A 17,239-nucleotide genomic window follows, 5' to 3' on the forward strand; every position below is an offset into this window, starting at 1 on the left:
CCCGCGGACCGGCGCGGGTCTTGCGGCGCGGCAACACGCCCGGAATGCTGCCCCGATGATGACATCCGTCGTGGCGTTCGTCGGCGCCGCCTTCCTGATCGCCATGGTTCCGGGGCCGAGTACGGTCGTGATCCTGCGCCGGGCGGTGGTGAACGGCCGGAGAACCGGCATGGCCACGGTCCTGGGCAACGAGTGCGGGGTCCTGCTGTGGGGTCTCGCCGCGGCCTTCGGTCTCTCGGCCCTGCTGCTGGCCTCCAGGGTCGCCTACGACGGCATCCAGATCGGTGGCGCCGCGGTACTGGTGTGGATGGGCGCGCGTGCCCTGTGGCAGGCGCGGCGAGCCGGCCGGGCGGCCGGGGAGCCCGTGGCGGGGGCTGCCGCGGTGTCGCTGGGGCGGGCGTACCGACAGGGTCTGGTCACCAACTTCGCCAATCCCAAGGCGGGCGTGTTCGCGGTCTCCTTCCTGCCGCAGTTCGTGCCGCAGCACGCCGCCGTGCTGCCGACGCTGCTGCTGTTCTCGGTGATCTGGGCCGTGGTCGACCTGGTCTGGTACCTCCCGCTGGTCTGGCTGGCCGGACGCGTGGGCGGGGTGCTCAGGCGGCAGTCCGTCCAGCGCCGCATGGAACAGCTCTCCGGGCTCGTCCTGGTCGGTCTCGGCCTGCGCCTGGCCGTCGATTCCTAGAGTCTTACGTACCCTCAGACCCCGGCATCCCGGGCGTGATCGGCACGTTGTTACCGTGCACCGGTGTCTGACTCCTCACGCGATACCGCACAGGGCGCCGGCTGGGGCTCGGCCGAGCCCGGCGCCTACAAGCAACTGATGCCGGAACACGTCGAGAAGTTGTCGTGGCTGAACCCGCGGCACCTGTGGGCCGCCCGCAACGGCGTACTGGCGTCGTGGTTCGGCGACCCGACGGGCCGTGCCCGCAGCCGCTGGGTGGCGCGGCGGGAGTCAGCGGGTGCCCCCGCCGACAAGGTGATCCGGCGGGAGGCGGCGGACAGCTTCTCGTTCATGGTCATCGGGGACACCGGAGAGGGCGACGGGGCCCAATACGCCGTCGTCCCAGGATTTCTGAAGGTCAGTCGGGGAACCGACTTCGCGGTCCTCGCCAGCGATGTCATCTACCCCGTCGGCAGCACGGACGACTACGGCAGCAAGTTCTTCCAGCCGTACCAGGACTACCCGGCGCCCATCTACGCGATACCGGGCAACCACGACTGGTACGAGGACCTGGGCGCGTTCATGCGTGTCTTCTGCGCCGACACCCCGTCGCCCGGCCCCGCGCCCGCGCCCCGGCCGCTCACCCGGGCCTGGCTGCGCGGCCTGCTGTGGCACAAGCCGCGCCCGGCCGACGAGCAACGCCTCGCCGCCGCACGGGCGTTGCGGTCGGCCCCGGAGCAACAGGCCGTACAGCCCGGCCCGTACTGGGCGATCGACGCGGGCCCGGTGCGGATCGTCGGGATCGACACCGGGCTGCTCGGCACCATCGACGCCGAACAGGGCGCCTGGCTGCGCGAGATATCCGCCGGCCCGAAGCCGAAGATCCTGATCACCGGCTCCCCGCTGTACGTCGACGGCGAGCACCATCCGTGCCCCATCGAGGGCGGCGGCACGGTCGACGACATCGTCCGCGACCCGGACCACCACTACGTGGCCGCGATCGGCGGCGACATCCACAACTACCAGCGGTACCCGGTCGACGTGGCCGGCCGCACCGTCCAGTACGTGGTCGCGGGCGGCGGCGGGGCGTTCATGCACGCCACGCACACCATCCCCCGGGTCTCCGTCGCGAACGTCACCGAGCGGGAGTTCCGCTGCTATCCGCTGCGCGGCGACTCGCTGGCCTTCCACAGCCGCCTGTACGGCCACCGGCTGCGGCTGCGCCGCTTCTTCGCCCTGAGCGAGGCCGAGGCGACGGCGGTGATCGCCGAGTACCTCGGTATCGAGACGGGCCGCGCGGCGGGACCGGACATCCGGGTGACCCGGCGCATGCGGCTGATCGGGACCCTGCTGGGCGCCGGCGGCAACCCGGAGCGCACCTCCCGGTTCCGGCTGCCGGTGCGCAAGATGTACACCCAGCTGCTGTCACCGGGCTCGGCCACCTACAGTCCGCCGTTCTTCAAGTCCTTCCTGCGCCTGGACGTCACCCCGGAGGAGGTCCGGCTGCGCTGCTTCGCCGCGACCGGGAACCGTGCCCAGGAGCTCGAACCGCCGGTCGAGGACGACGTCACCATCCCCTTGAAGTGATCCGGCCGGTGGGCGTGGTCCACGGCATCGTCGAGGGGCCGGCGAGGTCGACGCCGGTGATCTCGGCGCCGATGTGCCCCGCCACCGGCTCTGCGACAGGGCCACGGCCGCTTCCGGTCAGCGCGCGATCACGCGTCCGGCAGCGGCTGCTCCGCCCAGATGGTCTTGCCGCTACCCGTCTGGCGGCTGCCCCAGCGCTGGGTGAGCTGCGCGACCAGCAGCAGTCCGCGACCGCCCTCGTCGTAGGCGTGGGCGCGGCGCAGGTGCGGTGAGGTGGAGCTGGCGTCGGAGACCTCGCAGATGAGCGCGCGGTCGCGGATCAGGCGCAGCTGGATGGGCGGTTCGCCGTAGCGGATGGCGTTGGTGACGAGTTCGCTGACCACGAGTTCGGTGACGAAGGCGGCCTCGTCCAGCCCCCAGACGGCCAGTTGCTCGCCGGTCGCCTGGCGCAGTACGGCGACCTGGGCGGGGTCGGGCGCGACGTCCCAGGTGGCGACGTGGTCGGCGCCGAGGGCGCGGGTGCGGGCCAGCAGCAGGGCGACGTCGTCGCCGGGCGCCTCCGGCAGGACGGCCTTGAGGACGGCGTCGCCGAGATCCTCCAGGGAATCGGCGGGTGCGCTCAGGGCACGCCGGAGTTCGGCGTCACCGGCGTGGTCGACGTCCCGTTCGCGGTTCAGGAGCAGGCCGTCGGTGTAGAGGGCGACGATGGTGCCTTCGGGCAGTCGTAGTTCCGTCGCCTCGAACGGCAGCCCGCCGACCCCGAGGGGTGGTCCCGCCGTCATGGGCACGAACTCGGCGGCGCCGCCGGGCAGGATGACGGCCGGGGCCGGGTGGCCGGCGGCGGCCAGGGAGAGGCGGCGCGAGATGGGGTCGTAGACGGCGTACAGGCAGGTGGCGCCGAGTTCGGCGGCCTCCTCGGCGCCGTTGTCGGAAGCCAGGTGGGTGACCAGGTCGTCGAGATGGGTGAGGAGTTCGTCCGGGGCCAGGTCGACATCGGCGAGCGTGCGTACGGCCGTGCGCAGCCGGCCCATGGTCGCCGAGGACTGGATGCCGTGCCCGACCACGTCGCCGACAACCAGGGCGACGCGGCTGCCGGAGAGCGGGATGATGTCGAACCAGTCACCGCCGATGCCGGCGAGCGATCCGCACGGCAGATACCGGTGGGCGACGTCGACCGCGGCCTGTCCGGACAGGCCGCGCGGCAGCAGGCTGTGCTGGAGGGCGAGGGCCGTGGAGCGCTCGCGGGCGAAGCGGCGGGCATTGTCGATGCAGACGGCGGCGCGGCTGGCGAGTTCCTCGGCGAAGAGGGCGTCGTCGGGGGTGTAGGCGTCAAGGTGCGTGGTGCGGACGATGACGGCGACGCCCAGCCGGACGCCGCGGGCGTGCAGGGGCACGGCGATCACCGAGTGGACGTCCCGGTTCGTGGGGCTGGTCCCGGGTGAGCGGGCATTGCGCTCGGTGATCAACTCGATGAACCCGAGCTCGTCGGCCTGGCTGATCACCGCGTGTCCCTCGCGCAGGGCGCGGACGGGCGGCGAGTCGGGCGGGTACGTGTCGCTCTCGCCGAGGACGACGGCGGGCTCGGGGGCGCCCTCGGCGGCGGAGGCGTGGGCGACACGGCGCAGTTCGAGAGGGCTCCCCAGGTCGACGGGGCGCTCCTCGGCACCGAGGACCCAGTCGAACAGATCCACCGAGGCGAAGTCGGCGTAGTGCGGAACGAGGAGTTCTGTCAGTTCCTGGGCGGTGCGGACGACGTCCAGCGTGGTGCCGATCGCCCTGGCGGCCTCGTTGAGCAGGGCGGCCCGGCGCCGTGCCCAGTACTGCTCGGTGCTGTCGAAGGCCGCGAGGGCGACGGCGCTCAGCTCGCCCCGGCCGTCCCGCAGCGGCCACATCTCGATGCTCCAGGCGTGCTCCTCGTTCAGCGTGGGGGCACTGGCGAAGCTCTCGTAGCGGACGGGCTCACCCGTCTCGGCGACCTCACGCAGATGGCGCAGGAAGCCCCGGTGGGGTTCGGTGTCCTCCACGGTGTCCGGAAAGTACCGGCCGAGCAGCTCCTCCTCGGGCACGTCCATCACCTGGCAGGCGGCCTCGTTGAGGCGCAGGTAGCGCTGGCGGAGGTCGAAGACCGACATGGACATCGAGGCCTGCTGGAAGGCCTGGGCGGCCAGGGCGGCGCCGGGCGGGCCGGCCGTGACGACGTACGCGGCGGACCGGCCGTCGACGTCGAGGACGGGGCAGGCGGTCAGGGCCACCTCGATCTGGTGACCGTCGCGGTGGCGCAGGGTGACGGTGCCGGTCCGTGCGGCGAGGGCCTCGGCCGACGTGGCTGCGCCGGATACGGCCGCGGTGGGCATGTCCGCGGCAAGGAGGCCGGCCGCGGGCCGGCCCACGACCTCCTCGGCCGGGTGCCCGGTGAGCAGCCGCGCGCCCTCGCTCCACCCGGTCACCCTGCCCTGGGCATCGATGATCGCCGTGGCCGCGACTTGCTCCATACGCCCCAGCATGGGCCGATTGTCCCGGCGCATCAAGCGCCGGGACGGCCGCTCCGGCCCCGCTGGGCGGCGCCGGACGAGCCGGGTCAGCCCCGGTGGGCGCGCAGCGCGTCCAGGGCCCGGTCGGCGTGGGTGTTCATGCGCAGTTCGCTGCGGACGACGTCCAGGACGGTGTGGTCCTGGGCGATGACGAAGGTGACACGCTTGGTGGGCGCGAGGGAGAAGCCGCGCTTGACGCCGAACCGCTCGCGGACCGCGCCGTCGGTGTCGGAGAGCAGCGGCATGCCGAGGGTGTGCCGCCCGGCGAACTCCTGCTGCCGCTCCACGCTGTCTCCGCTGATCCCGACGGGCCGGGCGCCGACGGCGGCGAACTCGGCGGCGAGGTCACGGAAGTGGCAGGCCTCGGCGGTGCAGCCGGGCGTCATGGCGGCGGGGTAGAAGAAGAGGACGACCGGCCCTTCGGCCAGCAGTTCGCCGAGCCGGCGCGTGGTGCCGGTCTCGTCGGGCAGTGCGAAGTCCTCGATCTTGTCGCCGACCTCGATGGCTTTCGTCACGACAGTCCTTTCCCGTTCCGGGCGACACCACGGGCCCACAGCACCAGGGGGACCTGGAGAGGCAGCCGCGCGAGGGCGGCCGTCCGCTGCGGGGCGGGCCCGGTGCCGCCAGTCGATGGCCATCTTCACATTGGCCGGGAACACCCCGGCGAAGAAGGCCGCCGCCTTCGCGGCCACCACGCGCGTCCGGGGCGAGCGTTCGGACCGGGGCACGGATCCTCCTCTGATGACCTGCTGCCGGATCCTACTGGACGGTAGCCGAGGGGGTGGCCCTGCCGTCCGGATCCCGCGGCGGGCCCGCACCCGTCGCCGTGCCTGCCCCCGTGCCCGTCCCGGGAGACGTCCCCGGCGTCCCACGGGACGCGGGGACGGCATCGCGACGGCCCGTCGCGGCAACGCTGGCTGTCGTGATCACTTCCCGTGGTCACGAGAACGACAGCCGGAGGTTTCCATGATCCGACGGACTCTCAAGAGCGGTCTGCTGGCCACGGTCGTGGTGCTCGCACTCCTGCCGACGGCGGCCGGGGCCGCCCCGGCGAGCACCACCACCCCGCTCCCGGCCCCCACCGCGACGGCCGGGCACCACACGCACCGCGCGGCGCACCCCGGCCGCCACAAGGCGACGCCCCGCCACCACTGCAAGCACACCACGCACCGCAAGCACGCAACGCGCCGCGTCCACCACCGCCGCCACCTGGCCCTGCCCGCCACCGGCCGTGTCGCCACGCACCGCGCCGCGCTGAACGTGCGCTCCGGCCCGGGCACCGGCTACCGGGTGATCGGCCACCGGCACGCGCACCGGCTGCTGGCCCTCAGCTGCAAGACGTATGGCTCCTCGGTGTTCGGCAACCGCACCTGGTACCGGCTGCGCCACCACAAGGGCTACGTCTCCGCGTACTACGTCCGCACCAACCGCATCCTCCGCTGCTGCTGACGGCCCCTCACCGCCGTACGAGCTGACCGCCGAGGCCTGTTCGGAAACCCCGTGTTCCCGAACAGGCCCTCGACATGCGCACGCCTCACCTTCCTCATACCTCGCCGGGCGTTGCGGTCGCCGATCACCCGGGAAGCCATTCCGGCATCATGGGCAAAAAGCGCCCATAGCGGAAAGGGAGTCGAGGGACGCGCAATGCGGCATCCCCACACATCGACCACGCCGGACGAGCCGCCGGACCAGCTACTGGCGGCGAGACTGCGCGAGTTGAAGGGCAGTACGGGACTGAGCCTGGCGGCGCTGGCCACGCGCACCCCGTACAGCAAGTCGGCCTGGCACCGCTATCTCTCGGGCGGCAAGCGGCCACCGCGGGCGGCCGTGGAGGCGCTCAGCCGGCTGGCCGGTGCCGATCCCGCCGCCGTACTGGCCCTGTGGGAGGCGGCCGAGGCCCCGCCCGCCGCGAGCCCGCCCCGGCGCGAGGGTCGCAGGAGGCCGAGGCGGGCTCACTGGCTGCCGCTGTCGGTGACGCTCGCGCTGCTCGGTGTCGCCGCCGCCGTGGCCCTGCCCGACCGGGACGACTCCCCCACCGCCCAGGTACTCCCCGCGGTTCCGCGCTGCCATGGCCGCTCCTGCCAGGGCGAGTTGCCCGACGCCTCGGTGTGCGCCCGGGACGCACGGACCACGAGCACGGTCACCGGCCCCGGCTACGTCGTGCGCCTGCGCTATTCACCGGCTTGCGGCACCGCCTGGTCGGAGGTGCGGATGCGCTCCGGGCAGGCCCGGAAGGTGTCGGTGCGGGCGGGCCAGGACGTGCTCTCGGCGAGCTATCCGGGGGACGGCGCCGACGAGAACACCAGCCCGATACTCCCGGTGTCCTCGCCGAGGGGCGTGGAGGCGTGTGCCGAGGTGGACGGGGAACTGGCGTGCACCGGGCTGGACGTACCGACCGGCGCGCAGGGGTGAAGCCGCTCCTCTATTGCGCCCGGTACAGCCCGGTGAGCAGTTCGAGTACGGTCTGCTGGGCCGGGTGCGGGTCCTCGCGCCACCAGGCGAGGCGTACGGCGACGGATCCGGCGTCCCGGACGGTACGGCAGTACGTCGCGGCACTCGCGCTGAGCGCCGCGCGCCGGCGGCTCGTCGCCGGGTGCGCGGTGCCGGCGGCGGGCGGGGTGGTCGTCCTGATGCGCCCGCGGCCCTCCGCCGACTACGTGGGCATGGCGTTGGGCCTGGTGGCGGCGTGCTGCTGGGCGTCGTACATCCTGCTCCACCGGCCGGCAGGGCAGCCGCTGTCGGGCCCGTTCAGGGGAACCGGTGAGGAAAGGCGCGTGCGGACGCCACCGGCGGTCGAGATCTTCACCCGTGACCGCCGTGCCCGCCGCGCCCCTGCCGCTCGTCCCGCCCATGCTCGCCACGCCCGGCACGCTGCCGCCCGCCGCCCAGGACGAGCAGTGGGCGTACGAGACCAAGCAGGACGGCCAGCGGGTGATGGCCTATCTGCCCGGCGACGGCAGCGTGCTGCTGCGGGCTCGCTCGGGCGAGGACATCACCGGCGCCTATCCCGAACTCCGGCCGCTCGGCCGCGCCTTGGGTGCCACGCCGACGATCCTGGACGGCGAGGTGCTGGCCCTGGACGAACTGGGGCGGGCCGACTTCCAGTTGCTGCAGAGCCGGATGGGCCTCGCGCACGCCCCCGCGCGAGCCGCCCGCCGGGCCGCCCGGGTGCCCGTGCATCTGGTGCTGTTCGACGTGCCGTATCTGGCGGAGCCGCTGCTCCGGCTCCCCTACGTACGACGGCGGGAGCGGCTGGAGGACCTGAGGCTCGCCGGGCCGTACTGGTCGACCCCCGCGGCCGTCGTCGGCCACGGCGCCGAGGCGCTGCGGGCCACCCGGGAACACGGCCTGGAGGGCATCGTGTGCAAGCGGCTGGACTCGGTGTACGAGCCGGGGGTCCGGTCCCGCGCCTGGATCAAGATCCGGAACCTGCGTGCCGAGGACGTCGTCGTCGGCGGCTGGCTGCCGGGCAAGGGGCGGCTGACCGGGCTGCCCGGGGCGCTCCTGCTCGGCCAGCGCGCGGGTGACCGGTTGCGCTACGTCGGCGGAGTGGGCACCGGCTGGAGCGAGGCGGAGCGCACGGAACTGGCGGGGCTGCTGCGAGCCGCCGCGAGCCCCCGGTGCCCCTTCGACCCGGAGCCGAGGATCGCGGGCGCCCACTGGGTGCTGCCCCGGCTGGTCGGCGAGGTCAGCTACAGCACCCGCACCCGGGCCGGACTGCTCCGCCAGCCGTCCTGGCTGCGACTGCGCCCGGACCTCACACCGGAGGACTCGGCGGCGGTCCTGCCCGAAGGCTTCGGGTGAGCGTGCCGGCCGCTGCAACTCGGCTTCCGCAGAACGATTTTGGCGCGCAACCGGCATGATGGCGAGATGGATCTTCACGGAGAACTGCCCCCGGCGGTGGACGCCGCCGGTCTGCTCGATCTCGCCGGGGGTCATCATGCCCGTACCGCCCGGGCCCTGGGGGTCCGGGAGGCCGCCGGGCACCTGGTGAAGGTGTACGCCCTCGCGGCACCGGGCCGCTCGGTCGACTCGGCCGCCATGAAGGCGGCGCTGGAACTCGCCGAGAGGCATCTGGCGCTCGGCCGGCTGCGCGGCTCGCTCGGGCTCGCGGTGCTCCTGGTGCATGCGGGCGGCGACGGAGACTACGTCCTGGTGCACACGTGGATCGAGGGCCACATGTCCGATCTCGCCGTGTTCACCGGCCCGGCCGGCAGACCCGCGGAACTGCGGCCGGGCCGGGCGGGCCTCGCACCGTGCGTCTGGGAGGCGGCCCTGCTAGCGCACGAGCGGGAGGCCTTCTCCCGGCACGTACTCGACGGGACGGGCCCGCTCGCCGAGCGCCTCACGGCCTGGGGATCGGACACCGTGGAGGGCGAGGTCCGGTGAGCGGCACTCCCCAGGTCCGGCACGCCAAGCCCGCCGACCTGCCCCGCGTCGTCGAACTCGCCGCCCTGCACGCCGAGTACGAGCGCGACGACCCGCCGGCTCCCGGCCTGGCCGGCCGGCTGGCCGAGCTGCTGTTCGGCACCCCGGCCCCGCGGCTGTGCTGCCTGGTTGCCGAGACCGCGGACGGCGAGGTCGTCGGCTACGCCACCTGCTCGCCCCAACTGTCCACCTGGGAGGGCCGCGAGTACCTGCACATGGACTGCCTGTTCCTGGCCCCCGGCCATCGCGGCCTCGGGCTCGGTGCGCTGCTGGTGGACGCGGTGGTCGCCGAGGCCCACCGGCTCGGGCTCACCGAGGTGCAGTGGCAGACCCCGGCCTGGAACGAGGGCGCGGTGCGCTTCTACGACCGTCTCGGCGCCCATGCGAAGAACAAGGTCCGTTACAGCCTGCGCCTGACACGATGACGGGCGCGTCCACGCCCTGTCGGCCGAAGGTCTATCGTGTCCGCATGCCGGTTCCCGATCTGATCCGTATCGTCTCCCGCGACTCGCCCATGGCGCTGGCCCAAGTAGAGCGTGTCCGAGCCGAGTTGGCCGTACTGCATCCGGGTGTACGCACCGCGGTCGTACCGGTGAAGACCACCGGCGACAAGTGGCTCGGCGACCTGTCCCAGGTCGAGGGCAAGGGGGCGTTCACCAAGGAGGTGGACGCCGCGCTGCTGGCCGGCGAGGCGGATCTCGCGGTGCACTGCGTGAAGGACGTGCCCGCCGACCGGCCGCTGCCCGCGGGCACGGTGTTCGCCGCGTTCCTGAAGCGGGACGACATCCGCGACGCGCTGGTGCACCCGGGCGGGCTCACCCTCGACGAGCTGCCGGCCGGCACCCGGATCGGCACCTCCTCGGTGCGCCGGGTGGCCCAACTGGCGGCCACGCACCCGCATCTGGAATGTGTGCCGTTCCGCGGCAACGCCAACCGCCGACTGGAGAAGCTGGCCGCCGGCGACGCGGACGCGCTGCTGCTGGCGGTGTCCGGCCTGGAGCGGATCGACCGCCGTGACGTGATCAGCGAGGTGCTGTCCCCGGAGACGATGATGCCGCCGATCGGCGCGGGCATCCTCGCCCTGCAGTGCCGGGAGGACGACACCGATCTGATCGACGCGGTCAGCGGGCTCGGCGATCCGGCCACCCACCGGGAGGCGACGGCCGAGCGGATGTTCCTGCACGTGCTGCAGGGCCACTGCAACAGCCCCATCGCCGGTTACGCTCGCGTGGACCGCAGCGGTGAACTCTCCCTGCGCGCCTGCGTGTTCACCCCGGACGGCAAGACCCGGCTGAACGCCCACGAGTGGGCGGGCCGGCTCGACCCGGCCACGCTCGGCACCTCGGTCGCGGTGGCGCTGCTCAGGCAGGGGGCGCGGGAGATCATCGACGGCATCGCGCACTGATCGACGGCGTCCCGCACCCGGCGGGGCGACGGAGAAGCGACGACCGGGTCAGGCGGTGTCCGGCCCGGTCTGGTCCCTCTGGAACTCGGTCTGGTCCTTCAGGAAGGCGCCGAGCTGGTGGGCCAGGCTGCCCGGCCCGGCGCCCGCCGGCGTGGCCGCCGCGGTCGTCTCCAGCACGCCGATGCCGCCCGCCCACAGCCGCCGGTCGGTCCACTCCTCGTTCACGCGCAGCTGGACCTGCACGTCCACGTGGGTGAGGGCGGCCTCGGGGCACGCCGCGTAGAGCACGGCGGTGACCCGGCGCAGCGGGTAGACGTCGAAGCCCTCGATGAACTGCGAGTTGCGCCAGTCGATGAAGGCGCCCTCCCCGTCCGGGCCGACCCGGACATCGGCCTGGCCGTCCTCCAGGTGGATGCCGTAGTGCTGCGCACCACGGTTCTCGACGGTCACCCGGACACTGAAGTACGTCAGTCCGGCGGCGGCGTCGTCGCGTCCGCGCGGCGGTTCTGTCGCCTCCAGGCGGTGGACGCGGACCCGCAGACCGGCATGCTCGTCATACTCATGCCAGTCCCCGACCACGTTCGGCTCGTACACAATGCCCCTCTCGACCTTCGAGAGGTGCTGTCTATCTGTGCGCTCAGCGCACTGTCAAATGAGCAGAATGCTCTGTGGGCAGCTGATTCGCCCGCTTTGATCACTGATCAAGCGCTGCCCAGGAAAAACCCGCGCGAGGGCCCTTCGGGCGGGGTGTCGGCGCGTGCCGCACATCACGTCCAGGCCGGTCCACACCCCTGCCCCATTCACACCTATATCTCCCAATTTGTTCGGCTATCTCCCTCTGTGGGATTCTGAGGTGAGTGCTTCGGACCTTCAGCACCTGCTGAGAGAGGTTCGCACCATGCGTGTCACAGGCAGCGCGAAAGCCCATCCGCACGACGACGCCCCCGACACGGGCGAGTCCTTCGAACGGCTTGCGGCGCTGCCCGACGGTCCGGAGCGACGGGCGCTGCGGGACGAGGTGGTCCGGTCCTGGCTGCCGATGGCGGAGCGGATAGCGGTGCGGTTCCGCGGTCGCGGGGAGTGTCTGGAGGATCTGTACCAGGTGGCCGCGCTGGGCCTGGTCAAGGCCGTCGACCACTACGATCCGGAGCGCGGTCGCGCGTTCGAGGCGTACGCGGTGCCGACGATCACCGGCGAGATCAAGCGCCACTTCCGTGACCACATGTGGACCCTGCACGTGCCGCGCCGGGTGCAGGATCTGCGCAACCGGGTGCGCGTCGCCGCGAAGGAGCTGGCGCAGACCACCCCGGGCCGGGCGCCCACCGTCGCCGAGATCGCCGCGCGCGCCCGGCTCAGCGAGGCCGAGGTGCGCACCGGGATGGAGGCGCTGGAGTGCTTCACGGCACTGTCGCTGGACGCCGAGGTCGCGGGTACGGACGGTTACGCCCTCGGTGACTCGCTGGGCGGGTCCGACCCCGGCTACGACCTCGTCGTCGACCGGGCCGCCGTGGGGCCGTGCCTGGCCGCGCTGCCCGAGCGCGAGCGCACCATCCTCTACCTGCGGTTCTTCCGCGGGATGACCCAGAGCCGGATCGCCGAGCAACTCGGCATCTCGCAGATGCACGTATCCCGGCTGCTGAGCGGCTGCTTCGACCGGATTCGCGAGGAACTGCTCGCCGAGGCCCGCTGAGCCGCACGTCTGTGCCGCACGTCTGTCACCCGGCTGGCCTCCGGCCACCGGGGTACTCGACCTGCGCCCGACCCCGTTGCGGTTGGACACTGGAACGAGAGCCGGGCCGCCGGGCCCCGAGACCAGGACGCGACTGCCATGAACCAAGACACGCCTGCCAGCGGTGCACCCAGGAAGCGCGAGGTCCTCTCGACGCACTCCGTCTTCGGCGCGCCGTGCTGGGTGAGCCTCACCAGCCGCGACCTGGAGGGCACCCAGGATTTCTACACGGCCGTGCTGGGCTGGCGCTGGCGCGGCGCCAAGCTCGGTGAGCACTTCCGGATCGCGCTGGCGAACGGGGTGCCGGTGGCCGGGATCGCCGCGATCGCCGCGATGTGGCAGATGGCGGTGGCCTGGACGCCGTACTTCGCGGTTCCGGACGCGGACGTGGCCGTGGCCCGGGCCCGGGAGCGCGGCGGTACGGCGGCGGTCGGGCCGCTGTCCTTCCCGCCCGGCCGGGCCGCGCTGCTCGCCGACCGGGACGGCGCCACCTTCGGGATCTGGCAGGGGGAACTGATCTCCAACTGGGAGTCGTGGCGGCGGGCGGCACCGACCTTCATACGGCTGCACACCCGCAACGCCTTCGACTCCGCGCTCTTCTACGGCGAGATCCTCGACTGGGCCTCGAACAAGCCGGGCTGCTGCGAGGTCGAGTACGAGGGCGGCGAGGTGGTGCTGCGCAGCCGGGGTGACGTGGTGGCCCGCATCGACTCGGGCGCGGCGGAGGCCGTCCCGGACCCCGAGGTGCGACCGCACTGGCAGGTCCACTTCGCGGTGGCGACGGTGGCGGACTGCGCCCGCGCGGCGGAGAAGCACGGCGGCAGCGTGCTGCGCGAGGACGAGTCCGAGGCGATCCTGCGCGACCCCGACGGTGCCCAGTTCACAGTGACCTCACACCCCACCCGCTGAGCCGTCCCGCGCGGGACGGGTCAGCGCCCGGCCCGCGATGAACGCGACGGACGGGACGGACGCGACGGACGGGACAGCAGGACCATGCTGCGGGCCTCCACGCGGAGCCTCGTGCCCGCCTTGCGTTCGCGTTCGTCGGGGATGCCCTCGGGGTCGGCGGTGTCGGTCAGGGTCGTCCAGCGTTCGCCGTAGGAGGCGTCGGGCAGGCGGAAGTCGACCGGTTCCCAATAGCCGTTGAGGAGCAGCAGGAAGGAGTCGTCGACGAGGCGGCGGCCGTAGGGGTCACGTTCGGCGATGGCGTCGCCGTTGAGGAACACGCCGACCGAGTGCGCGTCGTCGCGCTGCCAGTCCCGGCCGGTCATCTCGCGGGCGTCGGGCCGCAGCCACACCAGGTCGGGCAGCGGCTGCCGCGCGTTGGTCGCCGTCTCGCCCCGGAAGAAGCGCCGGCGGCGCAGCACCGGGTGCGCGGCGCGCAGGGCGATCAGCCGGCCGGTGAAGTCCGCGAGGGCCCGCTGCTCCTCGGTCAGCTCCCAGTTCACCCAGGAGATCTCGTTGTCCTGGCAGTAGGCGTTGTTGTTGCCGCGCTGGGTACGGCCGATCTCGTCGCCGTGGCAGAGCATCGGGATGCCCTGCGACAGCAGCAGCGTGGCCAGCAGGTTGCGCTGCTGGCGGGCGCGCAGTTCGAGGACGGCCGGGTCGTCGGTGTCGCCCTCCGCCCCGCAGTTCCAGGACCGGTTGACGCTTTCGCCGTCCCGATTGCCTTCCCCGTTCGCCTCGTTGTGCTTGTCGTTGTACGACACCAGGTCACGCAGCGTGAAACCGTCGTGCGCGGTGACGAAGTTGACGCTCGCGCGCGGCCTGCGCCGGCTGTGCTGGTAGAGGTCGGAGGAGCCGGTCAGACGGGAGGCGAACTCGCCGAGCGAGCCGGGTTCCGCGCGCCAGAAGTCCCGTACGGCGTCGCGGTACCTGCCGTTCCACTCCGACCACAGCGGCGGGAAGTTGCCCACCTGGTAGCCGCCCTCCCCCACGTCCCAGGGTTCGGCGATGAGCTTGACGCGACTGATCACCGGGTCCTGCTGGATCAGGTCGAAGAACGCCGACAGCCGGTCCACCTCGTGGAACTGCCGGGCCAGGGTTGCCGCGAGGTCGAAACGGAAGCCGTCGACGTGCATCTCGGTGACCCAGTACCGCAGCGAGTCCATGATCAGCTGAAGCACGTACGGGTGCCGCATGAGCAGGCTGTTTCCGGTGCCCGTGGTGTCGTAGTAGTGCGCCCAGTCGCCGTCGACCAGGCGGTAGTAGGAGGCGTTGTCGATGCCCCGGAACGACAGGGTCGGGCCGAACTCGCTGCCCTCGGCGGTGTGGTTGTAGACCACGTCGAGGATCACTTCGAGGCCGGCCGCGTGCAGCGCCTTCACCATCGCCTTGAACTCGTTGACCTGCTGGCCCCGGCTGCCGAAGGCGGCGTAGGCGTTGTGCGGGGCGAAGAAGCCGATGGTGTTGTAGCCCCAGTAGTTGGCGAGGCCCCGGTCCTGGAGCACACCGTCCTGCACGAACTGGTGCACCGGCATCAGCTCCACCGCGGTCACGCCGAGCGAGGTCAGATGCTCTGTCACCGCGGGATGCGCGAGGCCGGCGTAGGTGCCGCGCAGCCGTTCCGGAACATCCGGATGGGCACGGGTCATGCCCCGCACATGAGCCTCGTAGATCACGGAGTCCGCGTACTGCGTCCGGGGCGGGCGGTCGTCGCCCCAGTCGAAGTACGGGTCGGTGACCACGCCGAGCATGGAGTGCCCGGCGCTGTCGGCCGAGGAGCGGCCCTGCGGCGCGCGTTCGTAGAGGGAGGCGTGGTTGTCGATCTGGCCGTCCACGGCCCGGGCGTACGGGTCGAGCAGCAGCTTCGCCGGATTGCACCGGTTGCCGAGCGACGGGTCCCAGGGGCCGTGCACCCGGTAGCCGTAGCGCCGGCCGGGGCCGATGCCGGGGAGGTACGCGTGCCACACGAACCCGTCGACCTCGTGCAGCGGCACGGGGGTCTCGGCGCCGGCGTCGTCGACGAGGATCAGCTCGACCCGCTCGGCGACCTCGCTGAACAGCGCGAAGTTGGTGCCCTGTCCGTCGAATACGGCGCCCAACGGGTAGGGGTGCCCGCTCCACACGGGCACCCCTTTCCTGGCCTTGCGGGCCGTCACCGGCTGCCCTCCAGGACGTCGTCCAAGGCGGCGGCCGGGGCGGCGAGCACGACCGCCGGTTCCTCGCGCGGCACCTGGAGGCCCTGGGTCAGGGTCGGCGCCGGGGCGAGGGGCACCAGCGGGACGCGCTCACCGGCACGGGCCCGCTGCGAGAACCAGATGAGTTTGCTGCCGGTCTCCGGAGCGCAGCAGCCCCAGCCGTCGCTCATGGCCGCGATGTCCGTCAGGCAGGCCCGCAGATCCTGATCCGGGCGCAGGTCGGGATCGTCGCCCCCGAACGCGGTGATGAGATGCTGGCCGTTCCACCACAGCTCGATGGACGTGCGTTTGTCGGTCGCGTGCTCGTCGATCGCCCGCAACAGCAGCTCGGCGCCGCGGCAGACGGGGGCCACGAGGTTGTCGAGGTCCCAGTAGCGGAGATGGGCGGCCAGGATACGGCTGACCTGTCCCACCCGTTCAGCACTGACTTCCACGTCAAGGTGGTAGTAGCAGGGCACTGCGGTCTTCATAGTCGCTTGCTCCTCACCCGCGAAGCTCCCGCTCCCCTCACCCGTCCGGAAGGGATCCAGACACACAGCGTGAGCGCCGATCGCTTCTGAGTCACATCCACAGTGCGGCCACTACGCCATTCGTGCAACACGAGCACCGCGACACGACCGTGGTTGAAGCTCCAACAAGACGCTGCGTCCTCATGCGTGCACCATGAGTGAAAGCCTCGATCGCCGTAACGGTGCCGCGCCCCTCCGTGCGCGGACGCCACCCGAGGGTCGGGAACGCGCCCAGTCGAGAGCGTGGAGGGTGAAGAGGGCCATGCTGCTACCCGCCAAGGCCGAAGTGGCCCGGCAGTTGCGGCGTTACCGGGCGTGGGAGCGGATGATGCTCGCCTCGCCGCACGACCGCTCGCTCCGAGCCACCTTCGAGGACTCGGGCTACACACTGTGCGTGCTCATGGGCAAGCGCTGCGCCCGGGAGGCCGCGGACGCCGCCGAGCGCTATCTGCGCACCAACCTGGTCACCTACCTGCAGGAGCAGGACGGCCGGTCCAAACCGGCCCGGACCGCCAGAAGGAGGCCGCCGGAGCGGCGTTCCCCGGCGTCAAGCCCCTGACCTGGCACCGTACATGGCGTCTTTGCGGTTCGGCGGAAGCCGAACCGTTTTCTCGGATCGCGAGGCCGGGCCGGGTGCCCGGCTTCGCACACGGCGGAGGTGAACACATGCGCAGGACCCCGGACATCGGCCGCGTACCGGTACGTGACGTCCGGCCGGCCGTTGAGTGCGGCAGGCGCCCGGCGAAGGCGGTGGCCGGGGAGACCTTCCAGGTCACGGCCACCGTGTTCCGCGAGGGGCACGATGCCGTCGGTGCCAATGTCGTCCTGCGCGATCCGTGGGGCCGCCGTGGCTCCTGGACACCGATGCGCGAACTCGCCCCCGGCAGCGACCGCTGGGGCGCGGAGGTCACTCCGGACGCCACGGGCCGCTGGACCTTCCGCGTGGAGGCCTGGAGCCATCCGCTGGCCACCTGGCGGCACACCGCCTCCGTGAAGGTGCCGGCCGGGATCGACACCGGGCTGGTCCTGGAGGAGGGTGCCGAGCTCTACGAGCGTGCGGCGGCCGGCGTACCCAAGGGGCCGGAACGGCAGCTGGTCCTGACCGCGGCGCGCGCTCTCGGTGACGACTCGCTGCCGGTGCACGAGCGCTTCAAGGCGGCGCTGGCGCCGGAGGTGGACGCGATCCTGGCCCGCTATCCCTTGCGGGAGCTGGTCACCGCCTCGGACGCGATGCCACTGCTCGTCGAGC

The 17,239-nt window shown here is 72.4% G+C and carries 17 protein-coding genes and 2 pseudogenes; 12 read left to right on the plus strand and 7 right to left on the minus strand.

The features are described 5' to 3' along the window. Nucleotides 1–55: 55 nt before the first annotated feature. Nucleotides 56–682, plus strand: coding sequence for a LysE family translocator (locus ACWD35_RS23075; protein WP_451353165.1), 627 nt, complete (start codon nucleotides 56–58; stop codon nucleotides 680–682). A gap of 63 nt (nucleotides 683–745) precedes the next feature. After that, a complete protein-coding gene (locus tag ACWD35_RS23080) occupies nucleotides 746–2,248 on the plus strand; it encodes a metallophosphoesterase family protein (RefSeq protein WP_451353166.1) in 1,503 nt (500 codons plus the stop codon). Between the two features lie 128 nt (nucleotides 2,249–2,376). Here the strand turns inward: ACWD35_RS23080 and ACWD35_RS23085 are convergent, their stop codons facing one another. The 3 genes and pseudogenes from ACWD35_RS23085 to ACWD35_RS23095 all read right to left on the minus strand — a co-directional run. Beyond that, nucleotides 2,377–4,740: a SpoIIE family protein phosphatase gene (locus ACWD35_RS23085; protein WP_451353188.1), complete on the minus strand. Its 2,364-nt coding sequence runs from the start codon at nucleotides 4,738–4,740 to the stop codon at nucleotides 2,377–2,379. Between the two features lie 86 nt (nucleotides 4,741–4,826). Further along, nucleotides 4,827–5,294: a peroxiredoxin gene (locus ACWD35_RS23090; RefSeq protein WP_451353167.1), complete on the minus strand. Its 468-nt coding sequence runs from the start codon at nucleotides 5,292–5,294 to the stop codon at nucleotides 4,827–4,829. Continuing rightward, nucleotides 5,291–5,486, minus strand: a pseudogene (locus ACWD35_RS23095) (hypothetical protein); the annotation flags it as partial. The gene ACWD35_RS23090 and the pseudogene ACWD35_RS23095, both read right to left, overlap by 4 nt. 259 nt (nucleotides 5,487–5,745) lie before the next feature. Here ACWD35_RS23095 and ACWD35_RS23100 point away from each other — a divergent pair. Continuing rightward, nucleotides 5,746–6,228: an SH3 domain-containing protein gene (locus ACWD35_RS23100; RefSeq protein ID WP_451353168.1), complete on the plus strand. Its 483-nt coding sequence runs from the start codon at nucleotides 5,746–5,748 to the stop codon at nucleotides 6,226–6,228. Nucleotides 6,229–6,423: 195 nt separating this feature from the next. Next, nucleotides 6,424–7,191 carry a DUF2690 domain-containing protein gene (locus ACWD35_RS23105; RefSeq protein WP_451353169.1) on the plus strand — a complete coding sequence of 256 codons (768 nt, stop codon included), beginning with the start codon at nucleotides 6,424–6,426 and terminating at the stop codon, nucleotides 7,189–7,191. Between the two features lie 10 nt (nucleotides 7,192–7,201). On the opposite strand, the pseudogene ACWD35_RS23110 reads toward ACWD35_RS23105, so the two are convergent. Further along, nucleotides 7,202–7,318 (minus strand): annotated as a pseudogene (locus ACWD35_RS23110) (LysR family transcriptional regulator); the annotation flags it as partial. 311 nt (nucleotides 7,319–7,629) lie between these two features. Here ACWD35_RS23110 and ACWD35_RS23115 point away from each other — a divergent pair. The 4 genes from ACWD35_RS23115 (at nucleotide 7,630) to hemC (ending at nucleotide 10,612) form a co-directional block, all read left to right on the plus strand. Beyond that, complete coding sequence (locus tag ACWD35_RS23115; protein ID WP_451353189.1) at nucleotides 7,630–8,583, plus strand: ATP-dependent DNA ligase; 954 nt, start codon at nucleotides 7,630–7,632, stop codon at nucleotides 8,581–8,583. 66 nt (nucleotides 8,584–8,649) lie between these two features. Beyond that, a complete protein-coding gene (locus tag ACWD35_RS23120; RefSeq protein WP_451353170.1) occupies nucleotides 8,650–9,168 on the plus strand; it encodes a hypothetical protein in 519 nt (172 codons plus the stop codon). Then, complete coding sequence (locus ACWD35_RS23125) at nucleotides 9,165–9,632, plus strand: N-acetyltransferase family protein (protein ID WP_451353171.1); 468 nt, start codon at nucleotides 9,165–9,167, stop codon at nucleotides 9,630–9,632. The genes ACWD35_RS23120 and ACWD35_RS23125 overlap by 4 nt, the downstream gene beginning before the upstream one ends. Before the next feature lie 44 nt (nucleotides 9,633–9,676). Beyond that, nucleotides 9,677–10,612, plus strand: coding sequence for a hydroxymethylbilane synthase (hemC, locus tag ACWD35_RS23130; RefSeq protein ID WP_451353172.1), 936 nt, complete (start codon nucleotides 9,677–9,679; stop codon nucleotides 10,610–10,612). 48 nt (nucleotides 10,613–10,660) lie between these two features. Here hemC and ACWD35_RS23135 read toward each other — a convergent pair whose 3' ends face one another. Then, the gene (locus ACWD35_RS23135; RefSeq protein ID WP_451353173.1) at nucleotides 10,661–11,206 is read right to left on the minus strand and encodes a hypothetical protein; all 546 of its coding nucleotides are present in this window, start codon (nucleotides 11,204–11,206) and stop codon (nucleotides 10,661–10,663) included. Between the two features lie 304 nt (nucleotides 11,207–11,510). Between ACWD35_RS23135 and ACWD35_RS23140 the strand changes: the two genes are divergently transcribed. Beyond that, a complete protein-coding gene (locus ACWD35_RS23140) occupies nucleotides 11,511–12,302 on the plus strand; it encodes an RNA polymerase sigma factor SigF (RefSeq protein WP_451353174.1) in 792 nt (263 codons plus the stop codon). Between the two features lie 138 nt (nucleotides 12,303–12,440). Next, a complete protein-coding gene (locus ACWD35_RS23145; RefSeq protein ID WP_451353175.1) occupies nucleotides 12,441–13,250 on the plus strand; it encodes a VOC family protein in 810 nt (269 codons plus the stop codon). A 20-nt stretch (nucleotides 13,251–13,270) separates the two neighbouring features. On the opposite strand, the gene glgX is transcribed toward ACWD35_RS23145, so the two are convergent. Then, nucleotides 13,271–15,442: a glycogen debranching protein GlgX gene (gene glgX / locus ACWD35_RS23150; protein ID WP_451353176.1), complete on the minus strand. Its 2,172-nt coding sequence runs from the start codon at nucleotides 15,440–15,442 to the stop codon at nucleotides 13,271–13,273. Beyond that, nucleotides 15,439–15,951: a pep a2 gene (locus ACWD35_RS23155; RefSeq protein ID WP_451353177.1), complete on the minus strand. Its 513-nt coding sequence runs from the start codon at nucleotides 15,949–15,951 to the stop codon at nucleotides 15,439–15,441. The genes glgX and ACWD35_RS23155 overlap by 4 nt, the downstream gene beginning before the upstream one ends. Before the next feature lie 301 nt (nucleotides 15,952–16,252). Between ACWD35_RS23155 and ACWD35_RS23160 the strand changes: the two genes are divergently transcribed. Next, nucleotides 16,253–16,549 carry a DUF5133 domain-containing protein gene (locus ACWD35_RS23160; protein WP_451353178.1) on the plus strand — a complete coding sequence of 99 codons (297 nt, stop codon included), beginning with the start codon at nucleotides 16,253–16,255 and terminating at the stop codon, nucleotides 16,547–16,549. Between the two features lie 107 nt (nucleotides 16,550–16,656). Beyond that, on the plus strand, nucleotides 16,657–17,239 hold a 583-nt coding region (locus ACWD35_RS23165; RefSeq protein WP_451353179.1), incomplete at its 3' end, for a maltotransferase domain-containing protein.

This window comes from Streptomyces sp. NPDC002671 (assembly GCF_053592475.1).

What these genes read in the sequence shown, in the direction of transcription:
- ACWD35_RS23105 (WP_451353169.1), top strand. Translation starts at nt 6,424, where the DNA reads ATGCGGCATCCCCACACATCGACCACGCCGGACGAGCCGCCGGACCAG.
- ACWD35_RS23075 (WP_451353165.1), top strand. Translation starts at nt 56, where the DNA reads ATGATGACATCCGTCGTGGCGTTCGTCGGCGCCGCCTTCCTGATCGCC.
- ACWD35_RS23155 (WP_451353177.1), bottom strand. Translation starts at nt 15,951, where the DNA reads ATGAAGACCGCAGTGCCCTGCTACTACCACCTTGACGTGGAAGTCAGT.
- ACWD35_RS23100 (WP_451353168.1), top strand. Translation starts at nt 5,746, where the DNA reads ATGATCCGACGGACTCTCAAGAGCGGTCTGCTGGCCACGGTCGTGGTG.
- hemC (WP_451353172.1), top strand. Translation starts at nt 9,677, where the DNA reads ATGCCGGTTCCCGATCTGATCCGTATCGTCTCCCGCGACTCGCCCATG.
- ACWD35_RS23115 (WP_451353189.1), top strand. Translation starts at nt 7,630, where the DNA reads ATGCTCGCCACGCCCGGCACGCTGCCGCCCGCCGCCCAGGACGAGCAG.
- ACWD35_RS23120 (WP_451353170.1), top strand. Translation starts at nt 8,650, where the DNA reads ATGGATCTTCACGGAGAACTGCCCCCGGCGGTGGACGCCGCCGGTCTG.
- ACWD35_RS23160 (WP_451353178.1), top strand. Translation starts at nt 16,253, where the DNA reads ATGCTGCTACCCGCCAAGGCCGAAGTGGCCCGGCAGTTGCGGCGTTAC.
- ACWD35_RS23145 (WP_451353175.1), top strand. Translation starts at nt 12,441, where the DNA reads ATGAACCAAGACACGCCTGCCAGCGGTGCACCCAGGAAGCGCGAGGTC.
- ACWD35_RS23085 (WP_451353188.1), bottom strand. Translation starts at nt 4,740, where the DNA reads ATGGAGCAAGTCGCGGCCACGGCGATCATCGATGCCCAGGGCAGGGTG.
- ACWD35_RS23140 (WP_451353174.1), top strand. Translation starts at nt 11,511, where the DNA reads ATGCGTGTCACAGGCAGCGCGAAAGCCCATCCGCACGACGACGCCCCC.